Annotated in this window: 18 protein-coding genes and 1 tRNA gene; 12 read left to right on the top strand and 7 right to left on the bottom strand. The window is 62.5% G+C overall.

Features of this window, described 5'->3' with window-relative positions:
• Positions 1-11 precede the first annotated feature (11 nt).
• Complete coding sequence (locus LBW87_RS10765) at positions 12-1,475, top strand: efflux transporter outer membrane subunit (protein ID WP_225201464.1); 1,464 nt, start codon at positions 12-14, stop codon at positions 1,473-1,475.
• Here LBW87_RS10765 and LBW87_RS10760 read toward each other — a convergent pair.
• Entirely contained in the window at positions 1,459-3,306 is a 1,848-nt protein-coding gene (locus LBW87_RS10760) for a chorismate-binding protein (protein WP_225201463.1), read from the bottom strand. The genes LBW87_RS10765 and LBW87_RS10760 overlap by 17 nt on opposite strands.
• Before the next feature lie 150 nt (positions 3,307-3,456).
• Between LBW87_RS10760 and LBW87_RS10755 the strand changes: the two genes are divergently transcribed.
• The 3 genes from LBW87_RS10755 to LBW87_RS10745 are packed head-to-tail and all read left to right on the top strand — an operon-like array spanning position 3,457 to position 6,829.
• Positions 3,457-4,875 carry a DHA2 family efflux MFS transporter permease subunit gene (locus tag LBW87_RS10755; RefSeq protein WP_225201461.1) on the top strand — a complete coding sequence of 473 codons (1,419 nt, stop codon included), beginning with the start codon at positions 3,457-3,459 and terminating at the stop codon, positions 4,873-4,875.
• A 27-nt stretch (positions 4,876-4,902) separates the two neighbouring features.
• A complete protein-coding gene (locus LBW87_RS10750; RefSeq protein WP_225201460.1) occupies positions 4,903-5,793 on the top strand; it encodes a DMT family transporter in 891 nt (296 codons plus the stop codon).
• Positions 5,794-5,842: 49 nt separating this feature from the next.
• Positions 5,843-6,829: a CorA family divalent cation transporter gene (locus LBW87_RS10745; RefSeq protein ID WP_225201459.1), complete on the top strand. Its 987-nt coding sequence runs from the start codon at positions 5,843-5,845 to the stop codon at positions 6,827-6,829.
• A 130-nt stretch (positions 6,830-6,959) separates the two neighbouring features.
• Here the strand turns inward: LBW87_RS10745 and LBW87_RS10740 are convergent, their stop codons facing one another.
• Positions 6,960-10,937 carry a translocation/assembly module TamB domain-containing protein gene (locus LBW87_RS10740; protein ID WP_225201458.1) on the bottom strand — a complete coding sequence of 1,326 codons (3,978 nt, stop codon included), beginning with the start codon at positions 10,935-10,937 and terminating at the stop codon, positions 6,960-6,962.
• 41 nt (positions 10,938-10,978) lie between these two features.
• Entirely contained in the window at positions 10,979-12,757 is a 1,779-nt protein-coding gene (locus LBW87_RS10735; RefSeq protein ID WP_225201457.1) for an autotransporter assembly complex protein TamA, read from the bottom strand.
• Positions 12,758-13,108: 351 nt separating this feature from the next.
• Between LBW87_RS10735 and LBW87_RS10730 the strand changes: the two genes are divergently transcribed.
• Positions 13,109-13,894, top strand: a complete 786-nt coding sequence (locus LBW87_RS10730; protein ID WP_225201456.1) for a ferredoxin--NADP reductase — start codon at positions 13,109-13,111, stop codon at positions 13,892-13,894.
• Positions 13,895-13,964: 70 nt separating this feature from the next.
• Here LBW87_RS10730 and LBW87_RS10725 read toward each other — a convergent pair whose 3' ends face one another.
• Positions 13,965-14,489, bottom strand: coding sequence for a hypothetical protein (locus LBW87_RS10725; protein WP_225201455.1), 525 nt, complete (start codon positions 14,487-14,489; stop codon positions 13,965-13,967).
• Positions 14,490-14,893: 404 nt separating this feature from the next.
• On the opposite strand from LBW87_RS10725, the gene LBW87_RS10720 reads away from it, so the two are divergent.
• From LBW87_RS10720 to LBW87_RS10695, 6 genes are all read left to right on the top strand, one after another.
• Positions 14,894-15,559, top strand: a complete 666-nt coding sequence (locus LBW87_RS10720) for a response regulator transcription factor (protein ID WP_320442724.1) — start codon at positions 14,894-14,896, stop codon at positions 15,557-15,559.
• A gap of 221 nt (positions 15,560-15,780) precedes the next feature.
• A complete protein-coding gene (locus tag LBW87_RS10715; protein ID WP_225201453.1) occupies positions 15,781-16,302 on the top strand; it encodes a fimbrial protein in 522 nt (173 codons plus the stop codon).
• A 364-nt stretch (positions 16,303-16,666) separates the two neighbouring features.
• Positions 16,667-17,188: a fimbrial protein gene (locus LBW87_RS10710; RefSeq protein WP_225201452.1), complete on the top strand. Its 522-nt coding sequence runs from the start codon at positions 16,667-16,669 to the stop codon at positions 17,186-17,188.
• Between the two features lie 119 nt (positions 17,189-17,307).
• A complete protein-coding gene (locus LBW87_RS10705) occupies positions 17,308-18,066 on the top strand; it encodes a molecular chaperone (protein ID WP_225201451.1) in 759 nt (252 codons plus the stop codon).
• 64 nt (positions 18,067-18,130) lie between these two features.
• Complete coding sequence (locus tag LBW87_RS10700) at positions 18,131-20,743, top strand: fimbria/pilus outer membrane usher protein (RefSeq protein ID WP_225201450.1); 2,613 nt, start codon at positions 18,131-18,133, stop codon at positions 20,741-20,743.
• Positions 20,744-20,893: 150 nt separating this feature from the next.
• A tRNA-His gene (locus LBW87_RS10695) sits at positions 20,894-20,969 on the top strand.
• A gap of 99 nt (positions 20,970-21,068) precedes the next feature.
• On the opposite strand, the gene murI is transcribed toward LBW87_RS10695, so the two are convergent.
• From murI to LBW87_RS10680, 3 genes are read right to left on the bottom strand one after another with little or no spacing between them, the layout of a single operon-like run.
• Entirely contained in the window at positions 21,069-21,911 is an 843-nt protein-coding gene (gene murI, locus LBW87_RS10690; RefSeq protein ID WP_225201449.1) for a glutamate racemase, read from the bottom strand.
• Positions 21,912-21,921: 10 nt separating this feature from the next.
• Positions 21,922-23,463 (bottom strand): fumarate hydratase, encoded by a 1,542-nt coding sequence (locus LBW87_RS10685; RefSeq protein WP_225201448.1) that lies wholly within the window; start codon positions 23,461-23,463, stop codon positions 21,922-21,924.
• Positions 23,464-23,499: 36 nt separating this feature from the next.
• Positions 23,500-24,120, bottom strand: coding sequence for a YqhA family protein (locus LBW87_RS10680; protein ID WP_225201447.1), 621 nt, complete (start codon positions 24,118-24,120; stop codon positions 23,500-23,502).
• 377 nt (positions 24,121-24,497) lie between these two features.
• Between LBW87_RS10680 and acs the strand changes: the two genes are divergently transcribed.
• Positions 24,498-26,480, top strand: coding sequence for an acetate--CoA ligase (gene acs, locus LBW87_RS10675; protein WP_225201446.1), 1,983 nt, complete (start codon positions 24,498-24,500; stop codon positions 26,478-26,480).
• Positions 26,481-26,533: the final 53 nt, after the last annotated feature.

Raw genomic sequence — 26,533 nt, 5'->3', positions numbered from 1 at the left:
TGGAGAATCGAATGAAAACCAAGCTCAACCCGTTATTGCTGGCATTGGCTGCGTCGTTGGCGCTCAGCGCCTGCGCGGTCGGTCCCGATTATGTGCGTCCGCAGATGCAAGATACCCAAGATGCGCCGCTGGCCTTCAAGGAAGGCCAGAACTGGAAGCCGGCCGAGCCGCGCGAGCTAGCCGCCAATGGCCGCTGGTGGGAGATGTTCGGCGATGCGCAACTCAATGCGCTGGCGGACCAGGTCGATATCTCGAACCAGAACCTGGCCCTGGCCGAAGCCAACTTCCGCAGCGCCCAGGCGGCGGTGCAGAGTTCGCGCGCGGCGCTCTCGCCCACGCTTGACGCCACCGCCTCGGCCACCCGTTCGCGTTCCGGCAGCTCGTCGTCGTCCAGCAGCAGCGCGGGCGTGCGCAATGCCTATTCGTTCGGCCTCGATGCCTCCTGGGAAGCCGATATCTGGGGCCGCGTGCGGCGCAATGTCGAAGCCAGCCAGGCCAGCGCCCAGGCCAGCGCCGCCGACCTGGCGGCAGCCCGCCTGTCGGCCCAGGCTGCGCTGGCACAGAATTACCTGCAACTGCGCGTGCTCGATGCCCAGCAACAGTTGCTCGATGAAACCACGGCGGCCTACCAGCGCTCGCTGCAACTGACGCAGAACCAGTACGCCGCCGGCATGGTGGCCAAGTCCGACGTGATCCAGGCGCAGACGCAGTTCAAGTCGGCGCAGGCGCAGGCGCTGGACAACCAGGTCTCGCGGGCCCAGATGGAGCACGCCATCGCGCTGCTGGTGGGCAAGACGCCGGCCAGTTTCTCGTTGCCGCCGGCGCCCTTGACGGCGGTGGCGCCACCGATCCCGCAAGGATTGCCGTCGATGCTGCTGGAGCGTCGTCCCGATGTGGCGGCAGCCGAGCGTCGGGTGGCCGCCGCCAATGCCAATATCGGCGTGGCCAAGGCGGCCTACTTCCCGAGCCTGACGCTGTCGGCCTCGGGCGGTTACCAGAGCTCCAGTTTTGCCGACTGGTTCTCGTTGCCCGGCCGGGTGTGGTCGCTGGGACCGCAACTGGCACAGAGCATCTTCGATGGCGGCGCCCGTCGTGCCGCCACCGACCAGGCCATCGCGTCCTATGACGGCACCGTGGCCCAGTACAAGCAGGCGGTGCTGACCGCCTTCCAGGAAGTGGAAGACAACCTGGCCGCATTGCGCATCCTCGAGCAAGAGGCGGTGGTGCAGGACGAAGCCCTGCAATCGGCGCGCCAGGCGGTGACGTTGGTGACCAACCAGTACAAGGCCGGCACCGTCAGTTATGTCAATGTGATCACCGCGCAGGCCACGGCCCTGTCGGCCGAGCGTTCGGCGCTGGATATCCGGAATCGCCGCATGGCGGCCAGCGTGTTGCTGGCCAAGGCGCTGGGCGGCGGTTGGGATGCGGCCAGCCTGGAAGACCTGGCCGCGGTCGAGGTCAAATCGCCAAAGTAGCGCGCACCGCGCCGCGCAGGGCGTTGCAGACGATGATCTGCTCGGCCTGCAGCAACTGGGCGCGGGTCACGGTGGCTTCGATGGCGCGATAGTGCGGGTCGCCCAGCAGCACCGAGCGCATGACGCCGGGCAGGCAGCCGGCGGCCAATGGCGGCGTGGTCCACTGGCCGTCGAGCAGCACGAATACATTGCTGCGGCCGCCTTCGGTCAACTCGTCCTTCTCATTGAAGAACAGCAGGTCGAAGCCGCCGCGCGCCTCGGCTTCCTGCCAGGCGGCGTCGTAGACGGCGCGCGCGCTGCTCTTGTGGCGCAGCAGCAGGTCGCGGCTATCGGTGGCGGCAGCGGCGACAAATACCTTTACCTCGTCGGCCAGCGGCGCCAGCGGCGCATGCCGGATCTCCAGCGTGCCGTCGGCGCGCAGTTCCAGTCGCACCCGATGCGGGCCATCCGGCAATTGGCCGCAGGTGTGTTCCAGCGCCGCGCGGATCGCGTCTTCATCAAACACAAAATCGAAGCCGATGGCGGAAGCGCGCAGCCGCGCCAGATGCAAGTCGAGATGGCGCGCGCCGTGACGCGTTGCGAAGATCGTTTCGAACAAGGTGAAGTCGTGTCCCAGGCCGGTCAGGAAGCGCGCCTTCAACTGGCACTCGGCGTATTCTGAGTCGGCGTCGCTGTCGTGCACGATGCCAGCGCCCAGGCCCAGCACGCCGCGTCGCACGCCATGCTGCACACCGTCCTGTGGTGCTTGCAACACCAGGGTTCGGATCGGCACCGACAGGCAGAAGTCGCCGATGGACAGGCCGGGCGCCTGCGGCGCCTCGAACCAGCCGATGGCGCCGGTATAGAGTCCGCGCGGCGTGGTTTCGAGTTCGTTGATGATTTCCATGGTGCGCCGCTTGGGCGCGCCGGTGATCGACCCGCACGGATAGAGCGCGCCCAGCACCTCGGGCAGTGTGGCGTTCTCGCGAAGTTGCGCGCGAATGGTCGAGGTCATCTGCAGCACCTGGCCGTAGCGGCGCACGTCGAACAGGTGCGGCACCTTGACCGAACCGGGCACGGCCACGCGCCCCAGGTCGTTGCGCAGCAGGTCGACGATCATCAGGTTCTCGGCCCGGTTCTTGTCATCGGCGGCCAGCGCCAGCGCCCGCTGGGCATTGAGCGCTTCAGCGTCGGCGTCGGCCGCATCGGCGGCGCGCGCGGTGCCTTTCATCGGCTTGGCCTTGAGCATGCCCTGGCTGTGTTGCACGAACAGCTCGGGCGAGAACGACAGGACCGCACTGCCGTCTTCACGGCATACCAGCGCGCCGTACGGGACCGGCTGGCGCTGGCGCAGCTTGCGATACAGGGCCAGCGGTTCGCCGTAGGCATCGAAGTGCAGCCGATAGGTGTAGTTGACCTGATAGGTGTCGCCAGCGGCGATGTAGTCGCGGATACGGTCAATGGCCGTGGTGAACTGCTGCTGGCTGACGCTGGCCCGGATTCGGGCCACCCCGGCCGGCGCCGGCGCGGACGGCAACTGCGTGCTCAGCCAGGCATCGACTTCGCCGGGGGCGAGCCGGTCGCAACGGCCGAACAGCAAGACCTCGGCCAGCGGGCCATCCTCGTCGCCGTGGCGATGCGGCAAGCCGTGCATGACCGCCCCCAGTTCGTAGTGCCACAGCGCCAGCGCATGCAGGCCGGCCGCCAGCGCCTGTTGCATCTCGTCCTGCATGGCGGCAAAGCCGGCCGCGTCATGGCAGGCCAGGGTGCGCAGGTACTGCGTGTACAGCCGCGAGCGCGGCTCGGCGGGCGTGGCCAGGTGATCGTCTAGAAGGGCGAAGCAGAAGGTCATGGTGCGGCGTGGCAAGTCGGGCAGCAAGGGCGGGCTGGCGGGCGCGGCGCGCCCGGCAGCATCATAGCGTAAAAGGTATACTCGATCGCTTGCCGGGTGTCGCCATGCGTCGTGGCGCGCCCATCGTGTCAAACTGATAACCCCCCGTTGATGTCCATTCCACGCACCTTCGTCATACCGCTGATCGTCGCCTGTGCGCTGTTCATGGAGCAGATGGACTCCACCGTCATCTCGACCTCGCTGCCGGCGCTGGCGCTGGACATGGGGGTCGACCCGATCTCGCTGAAGCTGGCGCTGACCTCCTACCTGGTGAGCCTGGCCGTGTTCATCCCGATCTCGGGCTGGATGGCCGACCGCTTCGGCTCGCTCACCATCTTCCGCTGGGCCATCTGCGTGTTCATGCTGGGCTCGATCCTGTGCGGCGTGTCGTCGACCCTGCCGCAGTTCGTCGCGGCGCGTTTCTTCCAGGGCATCGGCGGCGCCATGATGGTGCCGGTGGGCCGGCTGGTGATCCTGCGCAGCGTCGACCGTTCGAACCTGGTGAAGGCCTTGTCGTACCTGACCATTCCCGCGTTGTTCGGGCCGATCCTGGGGCCGCCGCTGGGGGGCTTCATCACCACCTACCTGCATTGGCGCTGGATCTTCTTCATCAATATCCCCATCAGCATCCTCGGGCTGGTCCTGGCCACCCGTTTCATTCCCGATCTGCGTGAAGAACAGGTCAAGCCGCTGGACTGGCCCGGTTTCGTGCTCTCGGCGCTGGGTTGCTCCATGCTGATGATGGGCCTGGCCACCTCGGGCCGACATCTGATCTCGGGCGAGATATCGCTGGCCTGCGTGGTAGGCGGGGTGCTGTTCCTGGCCGCCTACGTCTGGCATGCCCGGCGCGCCGCCGCACCGCTGATCGACTTGCGCCTGCTGCGCATTCCCACCTTGCAGGCCGGGGTGCTGGGTGGTTCGCTCTATCGCGTGGGCATCGGCGCCATTCCCTTCCTGCTGCCGTTGATGCTGCAACTGGGCTTTGGCTATACGCCATTCCATTCGGGCTTGCTGACCTGCGCTTCGGCCGCCGGCGCCATGTTCATGAAGACCATCGCCGCGCGCGTGCTCAAACGCTACGGATTTCGCCAGGTGCTGATGATCAATGGCGCGCTGGGCATCCTGGGTTTGCTGGCCATCTCGCTGTTCTCGCCGGCCATGCCGTATCTGTTGATGACCTTCATCCTGCTGCTGGGCGGCTGTTTCCGCTCGTTGCAGTTCACTAGCCTCAATGCGATTTCGTATGCCGATGTCGACAAGGTGCACCTGAGCCAGGCCACCAGCATGGCCAGCGTGGCGCAACAACTGTCGATCGGCATGGGCGTGGTGCTGGCCGGGTTTGCCCTGCAGGCATCCAACGAAGTGCAGGGCCACGCCACGCTGGTGACGGCCGATTTCTGGCCGGCCTTCGTGGCGGTGTCGCTGGTGGCGTCGCTGTCGCTGCTGATGCTGCGCCGCCTGCCGCCTGACGCCGGCAGCGAACTGTCGGGCAATACGCCAGCCCCCACTGCAGCCGGCGCGAGCCGCTGAATAACAAGACGAGAACCAGACAACGACATGCAATACAGATTCCTGTGGTTTCCCCTGGGCGCGGTATCGATCTGGGCCGGCAATACGGTGGTCAGCAAGCTGGCCGCCAATGTGATCGCGCCGGAAGACATCTCCTTCTACCGCTGGGTGCTGGCGGCGTTGCTGATGTCGCCCTTCCTGGCGCGCCAGACCTGGCGCAATCGCGCCAATATCCGTCCGCACCTGGGCAAGATCGCGGTGCTGGCGCTGTTGGGTATGGTGCTGTTCCAGAGCCTGGCGTACTTTGCGGCGGCTACCTCATCGGCCACCAGCATGGGCATCATCACCTCGTTGATGCCGCTGCTGACTTTGCTGTTGAGCATCAAGCTGCTGTCGGAGCCGCCCACGGTCGGTACGCTGGTCGGCGGGCTGCTGTCGCTGTTAGGCATGTCGGTGCTGATCGGTCGCGGCCATCCGCTGGACTTGTTCGACAATGGCGTGGTGGTGGGCGACCTGCTGATGCTGCTGGCCACCGTGTCGTATGGGTTGTATGGCGTATTGCTGCGGCGCTGGGCGCTGCCGCTGGTGACCTGGCAGCTGCTCTACATGCAGGTGCTGATGGCGGTACTGTTGCTGTTTCCCGGATTCGTGATCGGGCACCATACGGCCTTGACGGCGCAAAACCTGCCGATCCTGCTGTACGCCGGCATCGCCGCCTCGATCGTGTCGCAGTTCCTGTGGATGCGTGGCGTGGCCCATCTTGGCGCCAGCCGTTGCTCGGCCTTCGTGAACCTGATGCCCATCTTTACTGTCATTATCGCAGTGCTGGCGCTGGGCGAAGACCTGCACGGCTATCATGCGGTAGGCGGAGCCATCACGCTGGTTGGCGTGATGATGGCGCAGTTTCTCAAGCAGCGCCTGTTCCGACCGGCCCAATAACAATCAAATCGGGCGCTGCGGCACTGGTACGCAGCGTGAGGAGAACACCATGATCGATGCCAACATGATCGTCAATTGCACGGTCTATAAAAAAGGCAAGAAGCTGCGCGAGATCGGTCTCGACGAAATCAGCGACGTACTGGAAGAGGACGGCACCTTCGTCTGGCTCGGCCTGCTCGAACCCAACGTCGAGCTGATGGCCAAGATCAAGGAAGAATTCAACCTGCATGAACTGGCGGTCGAAGACGCCTATGCCGCGCACCAGCGGCCCAAGATCGAAGAGTATGGCGACACCCTGTTCGTGGTGCTGCACACGGCGCAACTGACCGGCGGCGAGGTGCAGTTCGGCGAGACCCACATCCTGACCGGCCCGCGTTTTGTGGTCACGGTGCGCCACGGCGCCTCGCGCAGCTACGCCAAGGTGCGCGAGCACTGCGAGATGCTGCCTGAGCGGCTGGGACGTGGTCCCGGTTTCGTGCTGTACGCCATCATGGACTTCGTGGTCGACAACTATCGCCCGATCATGGACGACCTGGAGGCCAAGTTCAGCCAGTACGAGGCGCAGTTGTTCGACCCTGCCGCCAATACCGGCCAGGCCTATCTGCAGGAGCTGTATCAGCTCAAGCGTCAACTGATCCGCCTGCGTTCGGCGGCCTCGCCGCTGCTGGACGTGTGCACCCAGATCCTGCGGTTTCACGAAGGGCTCATCACCAAGGACGGCAAGGCCTATTTTCGCGACATCTACGATCACGTGGTGCGCTTCATCGACACCGGCGACCGCTTGCGCGAAATGGTGGAGTCGGCGGTGCAGATCAACCTGGCGCAAGTCACCATCCATCAGAACGAGATCGTGCAGACGCTGGCCGGCTGGGGTGCGATCCTGGCCATTCCGACCATGATCTTCAGCCTCTACGGCATGAACTTCGCGCACATGCCCGGGCTGGACTGGCGCTGGAGTTTTCCGCTGGTGCTGGGCGGGATCATCACCGGCTGCTCGTTGCTGTGGCGGCGCCTGCGACGGGCGGGGTGGTTGTAGGCCGTGGCCTGGAGCGCTGACGACGCTGGGTCCTGACGTTCGTCAGGACGACGGACCAGTATCCTGTCGTACCGGCGAACGCCGGTACCCAGCGTCGTTGGTTTTGATGTTCATCAGGACGACGATTTGATTAATCAAATCGTCGATTAAACAATACGTTCAGGCCGTTGATCGTTCCCGCACGCACCACCACCGACCAGCGCTGCGACAGCTGCCAGGTCGCCTTGGCCACGCTGGCCGCGCCGGCCAGGCTCTGTTCATAACCCAATGTGATCTTCTCGGTGATGGCCTTGCCCAGGTTCACCACCTGGTCGTCGGTCAGGCCCGATTCGCTGGCGCCGATCGAGAACTGGTCCAGCCCGATATCCTTGGCAATGCGCTTGCCGCCCAGGTTGCCGACCAGCGCCAACGCCTGGCTGCTGGCGCTGCGCTGGCCAATGCTGGCGCTGTCGGTGCCGTGGCCGAACATCATCCATGACAGTTTTTCATCGTCCGGCACATTCGGCTCGGACACCAGTTGCACCCGCGGCTGGCTGACGTTGCCCGTGACCGATACCCCGGCCGCGACATCCTGATTGCGACGCATCGCCAGGATGTTGAGATTGGGGTTGCTGATCGGTCCCTGGAAGTTGATGATGCCGCGCTCGATATTGAGCTTGGTGCCGAAGGCCTCGTAGGTGCCTTCGGCGACATTGATGGTGCCGCTGGCGCGCAAGGGCGACAGCGGCTCGCTGCGCACATTCATGTCGCCCCGCAACAGCAGGTCGGCGCCAGTGCCACGGAAGCGGAAATTGTTGCCCAGGTCCACCGCCAGGTTGATGACCGGAGCAAACTTGCCAGCCGGTTTCTCGGTGGCCGCTTCCAGCTTTTGCTGCGAAGTGGCGTTGGCGCCGCTCTTGGCACGTTCGCCGCGTCGCACCACCACCACGTCGTCGCCCAGCTTGGGGGCGCTGCTCTTGGGCAGGTCGAACAGGGCGCGGTCGACGGTGAACTTGCCGTCCACCCGCAACTGTTCGTTGACGTTGGCGATGCGCCCCTGGCCCGAGATCATCAGGCGGCGGTCGGGGCTGGCAAACAGCTCCAGCCGCTCGGCGGTGATGGTGGCGTTGAGGTCGGGGTTGGACGCGCCCAGCTGCACCTTGCCGTTGGCGCGCAAGGTGCCTTCGCCGCCGTGGAATTCGATCTGCCGCAGATCGATCACGTTGTTGTCCATCACGATGCGCACGATGCCATCCTTGAGCTGGATGCCCTGGTCGAACTCGGTCACCGCCAGGTTGTCGCCGTTGATGGCACCGGACAACCTGGGTTGTCCGAGACTGCCACCGGCGCTGAGATCCGCACCCAGCTTGCCCTTGAGACTCAGTTGCGGGCCGACCAGGTCGCCCACCCGGTTCAGTTCGGGCACGTCCAGGTGCGCCTTCAGGTTGAGTGGTGAAGCGTCTGCCAGCGTCAGCAGCTTGTCGACCCGCAGCAGGCCGATGGCGCCGCCGAGATCGACGCTGCCCACGCGTGCGGCATTGATGCGACCGTCCACCCGCATCTGCTGGTCCTGCAGGTCGGCCCGCAGGCGTAGTTCAGACAGGCCCAGCGCGGCTTCGCCATTGGTAGTGGTGACGCGCACATCGCCCGACTTGCGGGCCACCTGTATAAAGCCGCTGGCGCGTTCTGCCAGCGAGAAATCCCAGTCGCTGTCGAGCACCAGGTCGGTCTTGAGCGGCGGTGGCGTGCCCGTGAAGCTCTGCGCAATCTGCAGCAATCGGCCGATGTCGAGCCCATGCGCCTGTCCGGCCGAAGCAATCCGCCCCTGCTGGATCGACAGCCGTTTCAGTTCCAGCGCCATGCGATCGATCTCGATGCGGGTGGGGCCAGCGATGATGGCGTCGGCCGAGGCCTGCAAGTTCAGCGGGCTGGTCATGGCGAACCGCGGAAAGCCCTTGTTCTGCAGGCGGTCGATGACGCCATCCCAGCCATAAGCGCCCTTGCTCGGCTGGGTCAGCTTGCCGTGCGCGGCAACATCGAGATCCAGCGGCTGGTCCATTACCCGGCCATTGCTGCGCAGCGATAGCGTGTGGCGATTCCAGGTGCCGTCGAGGTCGACGTCGAGCTTGTCCAGCCGGGCTTGCGGGCCCTGGTAGCCCTGGCCTTGCACGCGCAGCGACAGCTTGTTGTCGGGCGAATCGATGCCGGCAGCCAGGTTGGCCTGCAGGTCGGCGCCGCCGCCCAGGCGCGCCAGGCGGTGCTGGGCAAACACCAGGTTTTCGGCCTGGTAGGTGGCATGCAGGGCGGGACGCTGCTGGCTGCCGGTCAGTTGGCCTTCCAGTCGCAGCAGGCCCGACAGGCCATAGCCCAGGCGTTCGAGGTGCGGCGCATCGAGCTTCAGGTCGAGCCGGTCGCGGGCGCTGCCGAAACTGCCGTTGAGGGCCAGCGTATTGCCGGCCACCAGCAGGTTGGCCTTGCTCGGCAACAGGCGGCGACCGGCCAGGCTGATCTCGCCCTGGCCGCTCATCGGCAGCTCGCCATAGCTGCTGTCGTGAATGCCGAAGGCCAGCTTCAACTGCAGTTCGGGCGAGATCGCGCCGCTGGCGTTGAAGTCCATGTTGATACGCGCCTGCACCGGCTTGGAGGGCGCTGCGGGCGCAGGTTTGCCGCCGCGGCCCTTGGGCGTGTCCGACGGCGTCAGCGCATGCAGCCAGGCGGTGGGGTCGAAGTCGACCAGCCGGCCCTTGATGGCATAGCCCATGGCGCCGCTGGTGTTGAGCTTGCCGCTCGCTTCCAGGCGCGAACGGCCTGCGGCCAGGCTGGCCTGGCGCAGCTCGACCTGTTCGGCGCCGATGCTGCTGTCGAGGCGCAATTTGATGTCACGGTCGTCCAGCGCCAGCTTGATCTGTTGGGACGCGGGCGCCAGCGTCACCTGCAACGGACCGGCCAGTTGGGTGGGCTTGAGCTGGCGGTGGATCTGGTTCAGGTCGAGCCCGGCGATGCGAAAGTCGAACTGGCCCTCGCCGCTGGCATGAAACTGGCCGCTGCCGTCGAGGCGGCCATTCTTGGGCAAGCGAATCTCGAGCTTGCTCAGTGTCTGCTCGTCCAGGCCCAATTCGACATGGGCGCGCGCCGACAGCAGCGGCAGCAATTGCCGGTCGAGGCTGCCGGGCCTGGCGTTGTCGATGCCGACCGTGCCGGCCACGCGCAAGGTTTCGCTGGCCGCCACTGGCGCCAGGTCGGCTGTTACCCGCAGGTCGGCCTGGGGCGCTGCGGCGTTGAAGGCTTGCGGGTTGAGGTGCTGCAGGTCGACCTTGGCGCTCTTGAGCGGCACGGCGGCAAATGGCGTGGCCTGGATGTCGGCGCTGCCATTGAGACGGTCGCCGGTGGCCTTGAGCGCCACGCCCAGTTCGTGCAGCGAACCCGATAGCTGCGCCGCCAGGCGGTATTTTTCTTGCAGGCTGGCGTTCTGGTATTGGCCCGATAATTCCAGCCCGCCACTGACGGCGAACGGCGTCTTGCCGTCCAGGTGCAGCAGCGCTGCGGCTTCGCCGAAGGGTGTGACCAGGCTGTCCAGCACCAGCGTATGCTGGCGCCCATCGGAGTCGCCATGCAGGCGCAGCTTGGACAATTCGGTGGTCGAGGTGCCTTCGGTAAAGCTCAGCCGGTCGAGTGCGATCTCATGCAATTCGAGCGCCAGCGGGATCTCGAGCGATTCGGGCGTGGTGCTCGGCTCGGGCGGCGCCGGCTGCTGATTCAGTTCGACCGTGCCCACCCGCAGGTAACGCACGGTCAGCTTGCGCGCCGCCAGCGCCAGGTGCCAGCTGGCGTCGATGCGGTCGATCGACAGGATGCGGCGCTCGTCCCGGTAATGCAACTCGCGCAGGCGCAACCCGTCGGCGATGGTGCCGCCCAGCAGTTGGCCCGTCAGCTTGCCGTCCAGCATACGCACCGCACTGTTCCAGGCCAGCCGGGTTCCGCTCTCGGTCTTGACGACATACACGCCCGCGCCCACTACGGCCAGCGCCGTCAGCGCCAGCGTACCGAAGCTCCAGCGCGCAATCGTGCCGGCGCGACGGCGGCGCGGTGCGGGTGGTTGCTCGGCAGGGGAGGGTTGCGGGTCGTTCATGCGTACCGTTCAAATCTGTTGAATAGGGTGGGGCAGGCGCTTCAAAAGGCGATGCCCAGTGATATATGCGGCCTGATCTGGCGTTTCTGCACGCCGTAGGCGAGGTCGAGATTGAGCGTGCCGACCGGGCTGCGCCAGCGCGCACCGGCGCCCACGCCTTGATAGAAAGTCTTGTTGCTCCAGCTGTCGGCCGCCGCGCCGATGTCGTAGAACACCGCTGCCCCCCAGTTTTCGGTAAACCAGCGCTGGTATTCGCTACTGCCTACCGCCAGGTATTTGGTAGGAAACACCGTGCCGTTGCGTTCGTTGCCGATGCTCTGGTAGCTGTAGCCGCGTACCGAATCGTTGCCGCCGGTGCGAAACAGCAGCGACGGCGGGACCGACGACGCGCGTCCGGCGGTGAATACGCCGCCCAGCTCGGCGCGCAACAGCACCAGGTCGCGTCGCGCCACCGGCACGAACTGCTTGAAGCGGCCATACAGGCGGCCGAAGGTCTGGTCGGTCACCAGGCCCTTGATGGCAAAGCCCGCTTCCAGCGTCAGCAGGTTGCCGTGGCGCGGAAAGATGGGGTTGTCGACGTTGCGCCTGGCCCAGGCGAATCCCGGCACCAGCGCTTGATGGGAGCCGGGGCTGACGACGGTGTTGGCGGGCAGGGTAGCGCCATTTTCCTGCGTCAGCTGATCACGATAGTAGGTCAGCGAATAGGTCGTGTCGTAGCGCTCGCCGATGCGCGCGCGTTTGATGCCGGTCTGCAGCGAGCGCAGGTCGATGCCTTCGAGGGTGGTGCGTTCATAGGAACTGTTGACGCTGTTGACGAACGATTTCTCATCAGGCGGCATGGCCAGGCTGAGCAGGCCATACTGGCGCTTTTGCTCCAGCCGCAACTGGCTGTCGAACACATAGGCGCGGTTAAACACGTTGTAGTGCGAATAGCGGCCTTCGACCTGGGCGCCGGTATCGGTGCCATAGCCCACCCCGGTGCGGATGCGCTGCTTCTGGAATTCGGTCACCTGCACCTTCACGGGCGTCAGCTCGGGATGCGCCGGGTCGTCGTCGATGCTGACCACCGCGTTCGAGAAATAGGGCGTGTTCTGGATCTGGCGCTGCAGGCTCAGCAGCCGGTCGACATCGAACGGCTCGCCCACGGTCAGTGGATTGACATTGCGAATGATCTGCTCGGGATAGCGTCGGGTGCCGGTGATCTGCAGCGGCCCCAGCGTGAAGGCCGGGCCGCTGTCATAGCGCACGGCCAGGTCGGCCTCGTGTGCATCGGGATCGATCTCGGCGCGCGAGTCGGCAATGCGGGCGGCGGCGTATCGGCGTTGCTGCAGCGCACCCAGGCCGGACTGTTTGGCGTGCTCCCAGTCTTCCTGGCGAAACGGTGCGCCTTTGGGCAAGGCCCAGTCGCGCCGGATCTGCTGCAGCCGTTGCGGTTCTTCCTGGGCGGCAGCGCCGTCGATCGCGATCTCGGCATCCGCCACCGTCGTGCGTGGACCGGGGTCGACGCTGATGAGCACACGTTTGGTGGCTTCCTTGTCGTCGCCAGTGGCGGGCTCGGTCTTGACTTCGATCTTGGTCACCGGCGAAAAATAGCCTTCGGTGGAGGTCAGGTCGCGCACCTGGTCGGCCGCGGTATCGGTCATGAAGCGCAGTTGCTCATCGCTGATATCGTCACGGCCCTGGTAGCGCGACAGGTCAAGGAAATCCTTGAGCAGCGCCTGCACCGAGCGTGGCGCATCGATTTCTACCCGATAGGCAGCATTGGCAGAATTGGCGGCACACCACAGAGCGGTGATGGCCAGGCGGCAAGTCCATTTCATGAATCGTCGTATTCGGGTTGAGGCGGTGATGCCGGGCGGCTGGCAGCGTGCGCGCGAAGTCGGTTACGATATGGCGTTATTGTGAACCGGACCTGGAAATTGCAAGGCTACGCGCCAACAAGCCTGACCGGACGGCGCGCCAGATAGTTCCTGCGTTCTTCTGGGTGGCATCGCTGCCGCAGTTCACTAACCGTCCCCATCCGTTCGAGCAAACCGTCATTGTAATGGCTGTCGCCGACGCTGTTGGCGGTCTCGTTTTTTTATCAGAATTTTCTTAAACGTTTTGCGCGATCGCCCTGGTCGGACCAGCATGGCGTCGCCAGAAACCCAGCTTGCTGAAGGAACCATGCCGTGAATCTCGACGCCTACGCCGAAAAGGCCAGTTGCGAACGCTTGTTGTCGGTCCATCGATGGACCGATAAATTGTTGACCTTTCGCACCACCCGGCCAGCCGGCTACCAGTTCGTGGCAGGCCAGTTCGCCCGGCTCGGGCTCGAGATCGATGGCGAGATCGTTTCGCGCGCCTACTCCATCACGTCGTCCCCCGCCGAGGACGTGCTGGAGTACTACGCCATCGTGGTCCCCGACGGCAAGTTCACCACGTTTCTGGATGGCCTGACGCCGGGCGCGCCGGTGTGGGTCGAAAAACTCAGCTACGGCTTCATGACCGCAGATCGTTTTGTCGATGGCAATGCGTTGTGGATGCTGGCCACCGGCACCGGGCTCGGGCCTTATCTGTCGATGCTGCAGCAACCCGAGGTCTGGCAACGGTTTGCGCATCTGGTGGTGGTGCATGGCGTGCGTCACCACGAAGAACTGGCCTACCGCGACCAGCTCGATGCCTTGCGCGACAAGGCTTCAGCCGAAGGCTGGGGCGGGCGCTTGCATACGCTGCGCGCGGTGACCCGCGATGATCGGCCGGCCGCCGACCTGCTGCGCGGGCGCATCACCACGCTGTTGCGTGATGGCTCGCTGGAAAGGGTGGTGGGCGCCGAGATCGAAGCGCAACACGCGCGCGTCATGGCGTGCGGCAATCCGGAGATGGTCACGGAGGTGCGTGAGATATTGCGCGATCGCGGCATGACGCCGTTGCGGCGCAACGGCGGCGGGCAATTTGTTACCGAGGATTATTGGTAAATTGATTTGGCCTGCCAGCCAGCTCCTGCCGGCTGGTGAACAGGCAGGAGTTGGCCGGTAGGCCAGGTTGTCACAGATAGTCGATTGCGATCAGCATTCGGCCGGGATCCTGCATCTGCGCAGGACCAGTTGTCACGTCAGGCAACTTCCCTTTTTGCGCCTCGGCGATATCTGCTTCGAGGCGCGTCTCCATCCTGATCTGGTACTCCGTACGCTGTGGCAGCGAGATCGACAGCGCTTTGCCCGGGGTGACCACGCGTCCTTCGTGACGCAATTGCATGCGCACCCCCTCGATTCCCGTCTCAAATTCTGCTCGTATTTTTTTTGCCGGCTGGGTCATCGTGAGCTGGATCGCCTGCCGGGCATTACAGCGCATGTTCAACTCCAGCGGCATGGCCGAACTGCTGCGGGTTCGGCTTAGTCGTTGCAATGCATCCATGCCGACGCCAAAGGCCGTGGTGGAGATGGAACAGACCGGTTCGACTACTGCTCCGCGAATGCGAATGGTGCCATCTGCAGCATGGCTTAAAGCCGAAAAGGCTGCGATCGGGAGGACCAGGAAAACACGTGTTGCGACAGCAAGGTGCAATGACATGATGATTCCTTCGGAAGATGTTGTCCCTCCCAGGACCCCGCGATGAATGCGCCTTTTGGCACTTGATCTTCGTCGTTTTGAGATGACGAAACTAATTCAAATATCAACTCGTAAACGTCCGAGCAGTCTATCAGGAAAAATGCGGTAATAATGTTGCTTTAATTCAACTCGCAAATAAACGGCTCATTTTTTTGCTTGGAAATTTTAATAATTTTTAAACAGCGGTTTCATAGGAGGATCGTGGCAAATGCGCACATCCGGCCATCGTCAACGTGAAAATCCTTGGGAACCAAGCCTGATCCCGTCGAGTCGAGGACAGACGCACGGTGTACGGACGTCATTGGGGTGACGCGACACCGGAATATCGAATTTTCAATGTCAATCCAACTATTGGGGTAGCAAAAATGAATATGAACAACAAGATCCTGCACGTTGCTATTGCCGACGACCACCCGGTCGTCCTGGGCGCAATTCGCCACGAACTCGCGCGTCTGCCCGAAGTGCGCATCGATCTTGAAGTAGAGACCGGCGATGCGTTGCTCAACGCATTGCGTCGTTCGCCCTGCGAGATCGTCATTACCGACTTCACGATGCCCAACGACGAGAAGGAAGACTCCGACGGTTTTTCGCTGATCAAGCGGATCAAGGCCGACCATCCATCCAGCAAGGTCATCGTCTATACCGCCATGGCCAACAGCGCCGTGGTCAAGCGCCTGTACCGGATGGGGGTTTTCTCGGTCATCAACAAGCGTGAGAAACCCGAAGAACTGATCAACGCCTGCCTGGCCACGCAAAGCTCCAAGCAGGTCTACTTTCCGGTGTCGCTGCGCGGCGAACTGGAAGTGAGCTGGGCCCAGGGCGAGGCATTTTCGCAGGCCAAGGAATTGACGCTCTCGGAGCTGGAAGTGGTGCGCCTGTTCGTCGAAGGCAATTCGCTCAGCGACATCTGTGATCGTCTCTCTCGCACGCCCAGCACCGTCAGCACGCACAAGAACAATGCGATGCGCAAGCTGGGTCTTTCCACCGATGCCGAATTGATCAAGTACGCCTACTCGACCGGCATGATCTGATTCGGCCCGTACCGTTACACGTCAAGACAGCGGCGCTCGCCGCTGTTTTTTTTCGTCCTGAAGATCCTCGTTGTTTTGCCCTGCGCTTGCGGCGGGCTGGTACGGTTCCAGACTTTTCTCGTATCGACTGCGACAGTCACTGGTTACGCTTTTGAACAGTAGCTAGGGTTTTTTTTGCCGCCCGCGTCACCAGGCAATTTGTACAACTTGGAGTCATTCACATGAAGAAATCATTCGTCGTATCCGCCTTTACCTTGGCCTTGCTGCCAGCACTATCGTTTGCTATCGACGGCAAGATCAACATCAATGGCGCCGTCAACGAGGGTACTTGCGTCTACAGCAATGGCCTCGCCGGCCAGACCGTGAACATGCCGACCGTCAGCGCTGCATCACTGGCGACGTCCGGGACCATGTCGACTACCACACCGTTCGAGATCGCCCTCACAAGTTGTTCCGTGGCGCAACGGGTGGCAGTGCAGCTCGACGGCGCCGCTAACGGCGACAGCATCACTGGCAATTTGAGGAACGTGGCTACCGCAGGGGCTGCGAGCAACGTGCAGGTCGGTGTGGTCGATCGCACCAACAACAGCGCCGCACTGCGCCTGCCAGGCTCTTCGGTAGCCGTGACTGCATCGGGTTCGGGCGCCGCCACCATCCCGCTGGGCCTGCGTTACGTGTCGACCGGCGTTGCCACCGGTGGTGTCGTTACAACAGCCATGGACTTTAGCATCATCTATCCGTAATCGTTCGCGGTCAGTGCCTGCAGGTTAGCAGGTTAGTAGGAGGGCAGCGCTGCGGCGCTGCTTGTACATCACAACAGTACGAAGTTGAAGTGTGTATCCACATGTTTTTCGGGAGTTTTCTCATATTCGGGCGGAGCACGGTTGGATAAGATTTGCTTCAAGTGATGACGCAGAAATGATTCGAGAAAAAAGCACTTAAACGTCTCTTCTTTTGATGTCATCACAAGAGATACCGCATTCCACCTGCCTGAATTTGCGATGCAAATCGACGCAGCAACGATAAGGGTCTCATCGCGACGGCTGCCGACGATTGCATATTGCTGAGGCTAGCCGACATTGTTTATCGATTTAATTGGAGTAAATTATGAAATCCATTTTGATGTCTTCCCTGGTTGCCGTTTCGTTGTTCCCAGCAATCGCTTTCGCCTCCGACGGCACTATCAACTTCACCGGTTCGGTGGTGGCGTCTACCTGTACCTATACCGGTACGACCGGCAACTCGCAGACGGTTGCCTTGCCCGCTGTGAGCGCCTCGGCCCTGACGGCTTCCGGCAACACCGCCGGCGATACGCCATTTGATATTCGCCTGGCCAATTGCGGAGCGACTTCCAAGAGCGTGGCGATCAATCTTGAAGGCGGCGCCTTCGATGCCGCCACCGGCAATCTGAAGAACACGGCATCGAGTAACGCGGCGACCAATGTCGGCGTGCAACTGAGCAACCGCACCAACAATACGGTAATCCAGGTGCCAGGTCCTTCGGCTACGGTTGCCTCGGCGGTTGACGGCAGCGCCCGGATTCCGCTGTTGGCGCGCTATGTGGCCAGTGGCCCGGCCACCGCCGGCGGCGTTGTCAGCTCGGTGAATTTCTCGATCATCTACCCGTAAGTCAGTGCATTCGATGCCGGCGGTAACGCCGGCATTTTAATGTCGACTTGTGCTGACTCTGCGCCATGGGGCTGGCGCCTGCTCAGCCAGGTGTTGTCTTGAACCAGGGGGAGGTTGAAATGAAAAATATATGCAAGGGCGGCGTCATCGTCGCCATGTTGGTCGTTGGCTGCGCGGCCAATGCTGCCGCCGTCATCAGCGGCACCCGCATCGTCTTCCCATCCAACGAGCGTGAAGTCAGTGTGCGCTTGAGCAATGAAGGAAAAGAGCCCAGTCTGATCCAGGTGTGGCTCGACGACGGAGATGAAAAAGCCGCACCGGACCAGATCCGTGTGCCTTTCGTATTGACGCCTCCGATGTTTCGCATGGATGGCGGGAAAGGCCAGACCGTGCGCATGCTCTACAACGGCACACCGCTGCCGCAGGATCGCGAGACCCTGTTCTGGTTCAACATGCTCGAAGTGGGCCCCAAGCCCACCGGTGAAGCTGACACCAACTACATGCAAATGGCCTTTCGCACGCGCATCAAGATGTTCTTCCGGCCCAAGGCACTCAATTCGGTAGGCCAGATCGAGGACGCCTTCGATACGTTGCGCTGGAGCTTGAAGCGCAACGACGACAGCACTTTTGCAGTCGTCCTCGACAACCCGTCTCCCTATCACATCAACTTGCTTGGCGTGTCGTTGATCGATGCCGGGGACAAGCCATTGTTCGAGAGCGAATCCGGCGCCATGGCCGAACCGGGCAAGAGCGCACAACTGCTCATCAAGGCGATGACGCAGGTGCCCAGCGGCAAGTTCAAGGTGCGCTACACCTTCCTCAACGATTTTGGCGGGGCGGTCAATCGCGATGTCGAACTGACTGCGCCTGCCAGGTAATGCCGTGAAGCATCCGTTCGCCGGGCCGATGCACCCATCCGAAACCTACCGACTCAATTCGAAAATGAACGCAAGACTCAAACATTACCAATTGAAGCGGGCCGGCGTGATCGTGCTGGGAGCAATGGCATTGCTGCAGGTAAGCACGGTGCGGGCCCAGAATCCGGTCAACCTGGCGCAGGTCGAGTTCGGTCCGGAGTTCTTTCGCGGGGGCGGCAGCACGCCGGTGGATGTTAGCCGCTTCAGCCGGGGAAACCCTTTTCCAGCGGGCGATTATCGACTCGACATCTACGTCAATGACGCCTGGATCGGTCGTAACGAGGTGACTTTTCGCAGCAGTAGCGACGACGAGGATTTTGCACGTCCCTGTTATTCGCGCAAGTTGCTCGATGCCATCGGCGTCGACCTTGAAAAGCTTTCCGAAGCCGTGCGTGCCACATTGATTTCGGAAGATCCGAAACAGTGCCTGCGTCTCGAGGACATGGTGCCTGACGCCACGATGGAGTTCGATAGCGGCGACTTGCGCCTGAACCTGTCGATTCCCCAGATATCGCTGCGTCGCAGCGCGCGTGGCTATGTCAGCCCGGATATGTGGGACCGCGGCGTCACTGCCGCGATGCTGGGTTACCACTTCAATACCTTCAGCACTTCCGGCAGTGGTCGAACCAATACCTCGTATTACGCCAACCTCAATAGCGGCGTGAACCTGGGCGACTGGCGTTTTCGCAATATCTCGTCGATCACCCGTTCCGGGTCCGGCCCGACCCGGGTGCAGGCCATCGCCAGCTATGCCCAGCGCAGCCTGCTTCCGCTCAATAGTCTCTTGACCGTGGGCGACGCCTCTACCTCCGGCCAGATGTTCGACACCATCGCATTTCGCGGCGCGCAGCTGGCGTCGGACCCGCGCATGCTGCCTGATTCGATGAGCGGCTATGCGCCCGTGGTGCGTGGCCTGGCCCGCACCAACGCCCGGGTCCAGGTGCGGCAGAACAACAATGTGATCTATGAGACCACCGTCGCGCCAGGCCGCTTCGAGATCAATGACCTGTATCCGACCGGCTTTGGCGGCAACCTGCGGGTGATCGTTACCGAAGCCGACGGCAGCACCTCCAGTTTCGAAGTCCCTTACGCGTCGGTGTCGCAGTTGCTGCGTCCCGACACCTATCGCTATAGCCTCACTGCAGGCCGTACCCGCAGCGCCTTCAATGTGGGCAGCAGCAATTTCATGCAAGGCACCTATGAGCACGGCCTCAACAATGCCGTCACGCTCTCGGGCGGCATGCTGGCCGCATCCGATTATGTGGCGCTGGTCGGCGGCGGTGCGCTCAGTACGCCGCTGGGCGCCTTCGGCCTGAGCATGACCCGATCGCATGCGCGCCTGGCTGAAGACAAGGTCAGGAACGGGCAAAGCCTGAAGCTGGACTACAACAAGAACCTGGTCGAGACCGGTACCAATATTGCCTTGGCGGCGTTTCGTTATTCGAGCAGCGGCTATCTGCGACTGCAGGATATGCAAGCGCTCAAGGCGGCGCAGCAACGCGGCAACAGCCGTTTCGCCGCAGACCGCCCGCGCAGCCAGTTGCAGCTTTCGCTGTCGCAATCGCTGGGCGAGCGACGCGGATCCTTCTATGCCGTCGGCACGTCCCAGAACTACTGGAACCGCGCCGGGTCCGGCAGCACCTTCAGTCTGGGCTACAGCAATAACTGGAAAAGCATCTCGTACAATTTCTCGGCGCAGCGCCAGCGTGAGCTGTTGACGCGCACCACCGGCACCCAGTACATGTTCAGCATGTCCATGCCCTTGGGGCGCGAGATCAGCTCACCCACCATCAGCACCAATGTCAGCCGCGACCAGCATCGCGGGACGGCTCTGCAGACTTCGCTCAATGGCACCGTGGGCGAACAACGCAATATGTCCTACGGCGTCACCGCCAATCGCAGTCCTGGCAATAGCGGCGGCTCGGTCAATGGCGAGTACCGTGCGCCCTACGCCCATCTGGGGGCCAGCTATGGATACTCCAATGGCGGCCACCGGCAGATGTCGGCCACTGCCTCGGGCGGGGTGGTCGCTTATAGCGGCGGGGTGGTCCTGGCGCAGAACCTGGGTGACACCATCGGCATCGTGGAAGCCAAGGGCGCTGCCGGTGCGGACGTCAACCAGAGCGGGGTGCGCCTGAACGAGGCCGGCCAGGCAGTGGTGCCCTATCTGACGCCGTTCCGCAATAACGAAGTGCTGCTCGACCCCAAGGGAACCTCCACCGATGTCGAGCTCAAGTCCACCAGCCAGCGCGTGGCCCCGGTCGCAGGTGCGGTAGTGGTGATGAAATACGAAACCTCCACCGGCCGCTCGGTGTTGATCAATGCCTATCGTGACAAGGGCGAAGTGGTCCCGTTCAGCGCCGACGTTCTCGACGAAGAGGGTAACGTGCTGGGCATGGTGGGGCAGGGGGGCATGATCTTCATCCGCACCGCCACCGACAGCGGCCTGCTTACCCTGCGCTGGGGCAGCGAGCGACATGCGCAGTGCCAGATCCGTTATGCGCTGGAGCCGCGTACCGCACAGCAGCCAACCAACTTTGACCAGATCACCGCCATGTGCGAGGACAAGTCCGAGTCGGGCCGCAACAGCCCTGCCATCGCACCCGTAGACGCGGCGCCAGCACCTGGCAAGTCGTGAAATGATGCCTGGCCCACACAAAACTCAGGGCCAGGCGGGACTTTTTTTAAAACAATCGTGCAATGTGGTTGCCATACCCTTCTGGACTTTGTATAATCGTGCGCTTCACTGATGACGGGGGTTAGTTCTTCCACGCATCAATGGCCAGTGGTGGCTGTAGCTCAGTTGGTAGAGTCCAGGATTGTGATTCCTGTTGTCGCGGGTTCGAGTCCCGTCAGCCACCCCAGTAGTTTTAAATAGATTTAGTCTCACAGCAGCAAATAAACGAAGAGCCGCAAGGGCTCTTTTTTTACGTCTGTCGATAAGTGTTCAGCAAGCGCGCTGTTCATCCGGCTGCCAGCGCATGCACCGGCGGATGCAACTCCAGCAGTCGCCCGAAGGCATTTTCCAGCGTGCTCTGGCTGGCCGTGGTAAAGCCCGACAGGCTCCCTGCGCCGTCCTGGTCCAGCAAACCGGCGTTGTTAAGCAGGCGTTGCAACTGCCGCGTCACGGCTTCGCCGGTGTCGACGATGGCCGGCACCTGGCCTGACAGGCGGCGGCACACGAGCTCGATGGCTTCGCGCACGAACGGATAATGCGTACATCCCAGCACCAGCGTATCGGCGCCCTGTTCGACCAGCGGGCGCAGATAGCCTTCGAGCAGGGTGACGGTCGCCACCGAATGCAATTCGCCTTTTTCGATCAGGTCGACCAGCCCGACGCAGGCCTGCGGCAGGTATCGCACATTGTATTGCGCCTCCATCTGCTGGCGCAGGGCTGCAAAGCGCTGGCTGGCCAGCGTGCTGCGGGTGGCCAGCACGCCGACGATGCCACTGTCGGTTTGTTGTGCGGCAGGCTTGAGGCCAGGTTCGATGCCCACCACGATCAACTGCGGCCAGTGCGCGCGGATGGCCTGGATGGCGGCGGCGGTGGCGGTATTGCAGGCCACCACCAGGGCTTTCACGCGCTGGCTGGCAAAGAACGCCGCGATGGCCAGCGAGCGCGCCACGATGGCCGCCTCCGATTTGTCGCCATACGGTGCATAGCCCGAATCGGCTACGTACAGCAAGCGCTCGCGCGGCAGCGCCGCGTGCACATGGCGCAGCACCGACAAGCCGCCCACGCCGGAATCAAAAATGCCGATGGCAGCGTCGGCTGTCATCGGCATCGATACCACGGGTTGATTCATTGAGCGACGATCAGGCCGTGGTGACCGGGATCTTCGACAGCGACACGCTTTGCGCGATCTTCTCTTTCCATTCGGCAGGACCGGTGTTGTGCACCGACACGCCGTTGGCGTCAACCGCCACCGTGACCGGCATGTCCTTGACGTCGAATTCGTAGATCGCTTCCATGCCGAGGTCGGCAAAGCCGAGCACCTTGGCCGACTTGATCGCCTTCGACACCAGATAGGCCGAACCGCCCACTGCCATCAGGTAAGCCGACTTGTGCTTCTTGATCGCCTCGATGGCCGCCGGGCCGCGCTCGGACTTGCCGATCATCGAGATCAGGCCGGTCTTTTCCAGCATCAGGTCGGTGAATTTGTCCATGCGGGTAGCGGTGGTGGGGCCGGCCGGGCCGACCACTTCATCGCGCACCGGATCAACCGGGCCGACGTAGTAGATCACGCGGTTGGTGAAGTCGACCGGCAACTGCTCGCCCTTGGCCAGCATATCCTGGATGCGCTTGTGGGCTGCATCGCGACCGGTCAGCATCTTGCCGTTCAAGAGCAGCGTCTGGCCCGGCTTCCACGAGGCCACTTCTTCGCGGGTCAGGGTATCGAGGTTGACGCGCTGCGACTTCTCGGTATCGGCCACCCAATGCACTTCGGGCCATTCCGACAGCGACGGCGGTTCCATGTAGGCCGGACCCGAGCCATCCAGCACGAAGTGCCCGTGGCGGGTGGCGGCGCAGTTGGGGATCATCGCCACCGGCTTGGACGCCGCATGGGTCGGATACATGTTGATCTTGACGTCGAGCACCGTGGTCAGGCCGCCCAGGCCCTGGGCGCCGATGCCCAGCGCGTTGACCTTCTGGTAGAGCTCGATGCGCAATTCTTCGGTCTTGTTGTTGGGGCCGCGCTGCAGCAGTTCGTACATGTCGATGTCATCCATCAACACTTCCTTGGCCATCAGCATCGCCTTCTCGGCGGTGCCGCCGATGCCGATGCCCAGCATGCCCGGCGGGCACCAGCCGGCGCCCATGGTCGGCACCGTCTTGAGGACCCAGTCCACCAGCGAATCGGACGGGTTCAGCATGACGAACTTGGTCTTGTTCTCGGAGCCGCCGCCCTTGGCCGCGATGCGCACGTCGATGGTATTGCCCGGTACCAGTTCCATATGGATCACGGCCGGGGTGTTGTCCTTGGTATTTTTGCGCTCGAACTGCGGGTCGGCCACGATGGAGGCGCGCAGCACGTTGTCCGGATGCATGTAGCCCTGGCGCACGCCTTCGTTGACGGCGTCAGCGATGGAACCCGAAAAACCCTCGAAGCGCACGCCCATGCCTACCTTCAGGAACACGTTGACGATGCCGGTGTCCTGGCAGATCGGGCGCCGGCCCTCGGCGCACATGCGCGAGTTGGTCAGGATCTGCGCGATGGCGTCCTTGGCCGCAGGATTCTGCTCGGTCTCGTAGGCGCGCGCCAGGTGCTGGATGAAATCTACCGGATGGTAATAGCTGATGTACTGCAGCGCGGCGGCTACGGATTCGATGAGATCGTCTTGCTTGATGATGGTCATGGCTGGTTCTCTCGGGTTTAAAGGAAGGCGCGGTATTTAATGGGCGCCGGGCGGTTCATGCGCCGGCGGCGCCGGGTGGGCCATGAGCCGGTCGCAATAGGCGATGGCCAGGGCAGAAATCAGGAACGTCACATGGATGCCGGTCTGCGCTACCAGTGTCTTGACGTCGTACACGTTGGCATTGATGAAGGTCTTCAGCAGGTGGATCGACGAGATGCCGATGATCGCCGTGGCCAGCTTCACCTTCAGCACCGAGGCATTCACATGCGACAGCCATTCGGGCTGGTCGGGATGGCCCTCCAGGTTCATGCGCGAGACGAACGTCTCGTAGCCGCCCACGATCACCATGATCAGCAGGTTCGAGATCATCACCACGTCGATCAGCGCCAGCACCACCAGCATGATGGTCTGTTCGTTAAGTTTTTCGGGACGCGGCGCGCCGGCGATGGCGACCGCATCGAGGATATGGTCCAGCGAAGAGGCGTTGCCCAGGGCCGCGCCGATGAGATCCGACAGTTCGACCCAGAAGTGATAGACGTAGACGCACTGCGCCAGGATCAGGCCCAGGTACAGCGGAAGCTGCAACCAGCGGCTCATGAAAATAAGGTTTGGCAGGATGCCGATCTTGCGTGGGGAGGGGTGTTTCGGAGCGTTCATGGAAGTTGACGGTCGCGTGAAGTCTGGCTGTTGTCTGGCGGAGTATGGCTGGGTTCGATATGGCTTCGAATTGGGGCCGTATTTTACACGCCCGCAGGGGGCTGCGCGGCAGAGAAATCGGGCGCCAATGCGAGTCGGTCGATGCCAGCGGGAAACATCGCCTTATGCCACAATGACCAGGATGTGAACAAGACGACATGATTTAGACTCCATGTCGAACAGGACAGATTTCCGGCTTTCCGCCAGACCCGTGGTTCCGCCCGCAAAGCCTTGCCAGACATGCATTCCCGCAGGGGAACATTGCTACATGTGTAAGGACTGAGTAAGTGAAGCGGCCTATGTTTTGCGGAAAGCAAAAACTAAACTTGGAGACCACCGTGGCAGATATCGAAACTTTCAAGCAAGAAAACCGCGTCTTTGCGCCGCCGGCGGCGCTGGCCAAGCATGCCGCCATTTCGGGCATGGACGCCTATAACGCCCTGAACGCGCGCTTTGCCAGCGACTACGAAGGCACCTGGGCCGAATTGGCCCGCGACAACCTGCAATGGCACAAGCCATTCACCCAGACGCTGGACGAATCCAATGCGCCATTCTATAAGTGGTTCGCGGATGGCCAGGTCAACGTTTCGTACAACTGCCTCGACGTTAACCTGACCAATGGAAACGCTGACAAGACCGCCATCATCTTCGAGTCGGACGATGCCCGTGTCACGCGCGTGAGCTATCGCGAGCTGCACCAGAAGGTATGCCAGTTCGCCAATGGTCTCAAATCGCTGGGCATCAAGAAGGGCGATCGGGTCGTCATCTACATGCCGATGTCGGTCGAGGGCGTCTGCGCCATGCAGGCCTGCGCGCGCATTGGCGCGACCCACTCGGTGGTCTTCGGCGGTTTCTCGGCCAAGTCGCTGCAGGAGCGCGTGATCGACGCCGGCGCAGTCGCCGTGATCACCGCCGACATCCAGGTCCGCGGCGGCAAGCAGTTGCCCCTCAAGGCCATTGTCGACGAAGCATTGGCCATGGGCGGCTGCGACACCATCAAGGACGTCATTGTCTACAAACGTGGGCCGGGCGAAATCAACTGGGTCGAAGGTCGCGACAAGTGGCTCTCGGACGTAGTCGCCGGCCAGGCCGGCAGCTGCGAGCCGGAATGGGTCGACGCCGAGCATCCGCTGTTCATCCTGTATACCTCCGGCTCCACCGGCAAGCCCAAAGGCGTGCAGCATTCCTCGGCGGGTTATCTGCTGTGGGCTGCATTGACGATGAAGTGGACTTTCGACATCAAGCCTGACGACATCTACTGGTGTACTGCCGATATCGGCTGGATCACCGGTCACACCTATATCGCCTATGGCCCGCTGGCCGTGGGTGCGACCCAGATCGTGTTCGAGGGCGTGCCGACTTATCCCAATGCCGGTCGTTTCTGGGACATGGTGCAACGGCACAAGGCCACCATCTTCTACACTGCGCCGACGGCGATTCGCTCGTTGATCAAGGCTGCCGATGCCGATGAAAAGATCCATCCGAAGCAATACGACCTGTCGTCGTTGCGCATTTTGGGTTCGGTCGGTGAGCCGATCAATCCGGAAGCCTGGATGTGGTACTACAAGAACATCGGCCGTGAGAACTGCCCGATCGTCGACACCTTCTGGCAGACCGAGACGGGCGGTCACATGATTTCACCGCTGCCGGGCGCTACCCCGCAGGTTCCGGGTTCATGCACCTTGCCGCTGCCGGGCATCACGACTGCGATTGTCGACGAGACCGGCAACGACCTGCCCAATGGCAATGGTGGCATCCTGGTGGTCAAGCGACCATGGCCATCGATGATCCGCACCATCTGGAACGACCCGGAGCGGTTCAAGAAAAGTTATTTTCCGGAAGAGCTGGGCGGCAAGATCTACCTGGCCGGCGACGGCGCCGTGCGCAACAAGGAGACTGGCTATTTCACCATCACCGGGCGCATCGATGACGTGTTGAACGTCTCTGGTCACCGCATGGGCACGATGGAGATCGAATCGGCGCTGGTCGCCAACAGCCTGGTGGCGGAAGCGGCTGTCGTGGGCAAGCCCGACGAGACCACGGGCGAATCGATTTGCGCTTTCGTGGTGCTCAAGCGGCCGCGCCCGACCGGTGACGAAGCCCGTCAGATTGCCAAGGAGCTGCGCGACTGGGTCGCCAAGGAGATCGGTCCGATCGCCAAGCCCAAGGAAATCCGTTTTGGTGACAACTTGCCCAAGACCCGTTCCGGCAAGATCATGCGGCGTTTGCTGCGGGTATTGGCCAAGGGAGAAGAGATCACCCAGGATATTTCCACGCTGGAGAATCCGGCCATTCTGGACCAGTTGAAGGAGGCGCAGTAAGGCGAGGCGCGGCGGGGCAGAGGCTGTCTCGTCGGTTTTTTGACATGTTCAAA

This window comes from Herbaspirillum sp. alder98, assembly GCF_020179755.1.
Taxonomy (GTDB): Bacteria; Pseudomonadota; Gammaproteobacteria; order Burkholderiales; family Burkholderiaceae_D; genus Herbaspirillum.
This window is presented reverse-complemented; position numbering and strand designations above follow the sequence as displayed.

What these genes read in the sequence shown, in the direction of transcription:
- LBW87_RS10765 (WP_225201464.1), top strand. Translation starts at nt 12, where the DNA reads ATGAAAACCAAGCTCAACCCGTTATTGCTGGCATTGGCTGCGTCGTTG.
- LBW87_RS10760 (WP_225201463.1), bottom strand. Translation starts at nt 3,306, where the DNA reads ATGACCTTCTGCTTCGCCCTTCTAGACGATCACCTGGCCACGCCCGCC.
- LBW87_RS10755 (WP_225201461.1), top strand. Translation starts at nt 3,457, where the DNA reads ATGTCCATTCCACGCACCTTCGTCATACCGCTGATCGTCGCCTGTGCG.
- LBW87_RS10750 (WP_225201460.1), top strand. Translation starts at nt 4,903, where the DNA reads ATGCAATACAGATTCCTGTGGTTTCCCCTGGGCGCGGTATCGATCTGG.
- LBW87_RS10745 (WP_225201459.1), top strand. Translation starts at nt 5,843, where the DNA reads ATGATCGATGCCAACATGATCGTCAATTGCACGGTCTATAAAAAAGGC.
- LBW87_RS10740 (WP_225201458.1), bottom strand. Translation starts at nt 10,937, where the DNA reads ATGAACGACCCGCAACCCTCCCCTGCCGAGCAACCACCCGCACCGCGC.
- LBW87_RS10735 (WP_225201457.1), bottom strand. Translation starts at nt 12,757, where the DNA reads ATGAAATGGACTTGCCGCCTGGCCATCACCGCTCTGTGGTGTGCCGCC.
- LBW87_RS10725 (WP_225201455.1), bottom strand. Translation starts at nt 14,489, where the DNA reads ATGTCATTGCACCTTGCTGTCGCAACACGTGTTTTCCTGGTCCTCCCG.
- LBW87_RS10720 (WP_320442724.1), top strand. Translation starts at nt 14,894, where the DNA reads ATGAATATGAACAACAAGATCCTGCACGTTGCTATTGCCGACGACCAC.
- LBW87_RS10715 (WP_225201453.1), top strand. Translation starts at nt 15,781, where the DNA reads ATGAAGAAATCATTCGTCGTATCCGCCTTTACCTTGGCCTTGCTGCCA.
- LBW87_RS10710 (WP_225201452.1), top strand. Translation starts at nt 16,667, where the DNA reads ATGAAATCCATTTTGATGTCTTCCCTGGTTGCCGTTTCGTTGTTCCCA.
- LBW87_RS10705 (WP_225201451.1), top strand. Translation starts at nt 17,308, where the DNA reads ATGAAAAATATATGCAAGGGCGGCGTCATCGTCGCCATGTTGGTCGTT.
- LBW87_RS10700 (WP_225201450.1), top strand. Translation starts at nt 18,131, where the DNA reads ATGAACGCAAGACTCAAACATTACCAATTGAAGCGGGCCGGCGTGATC.
- murI (WP_225201449.1), bottom strand. Translation starts at nt 21,911, where the DNA reads ATGAATCAACCCGTGGTATCGATGCCGATGACAGCCGACGCTGCCATC.
- LBW87_RS10685 (WP_225201448.1), bottom strand. Translation starts at nt 23,463, where the DNA reads ATGACCATCATCAAGCAAGACGATCTCATCGAATCCGTAGCCGCCGCG.
- LBW87_RS10680 (WP_225201447.1), bottom strand. Translation starts at nt 24,120, where the DNA reads ATGAACGCTCCGAAACACCCCTCCCCACGCAAGATCGGCATCCTGCCA.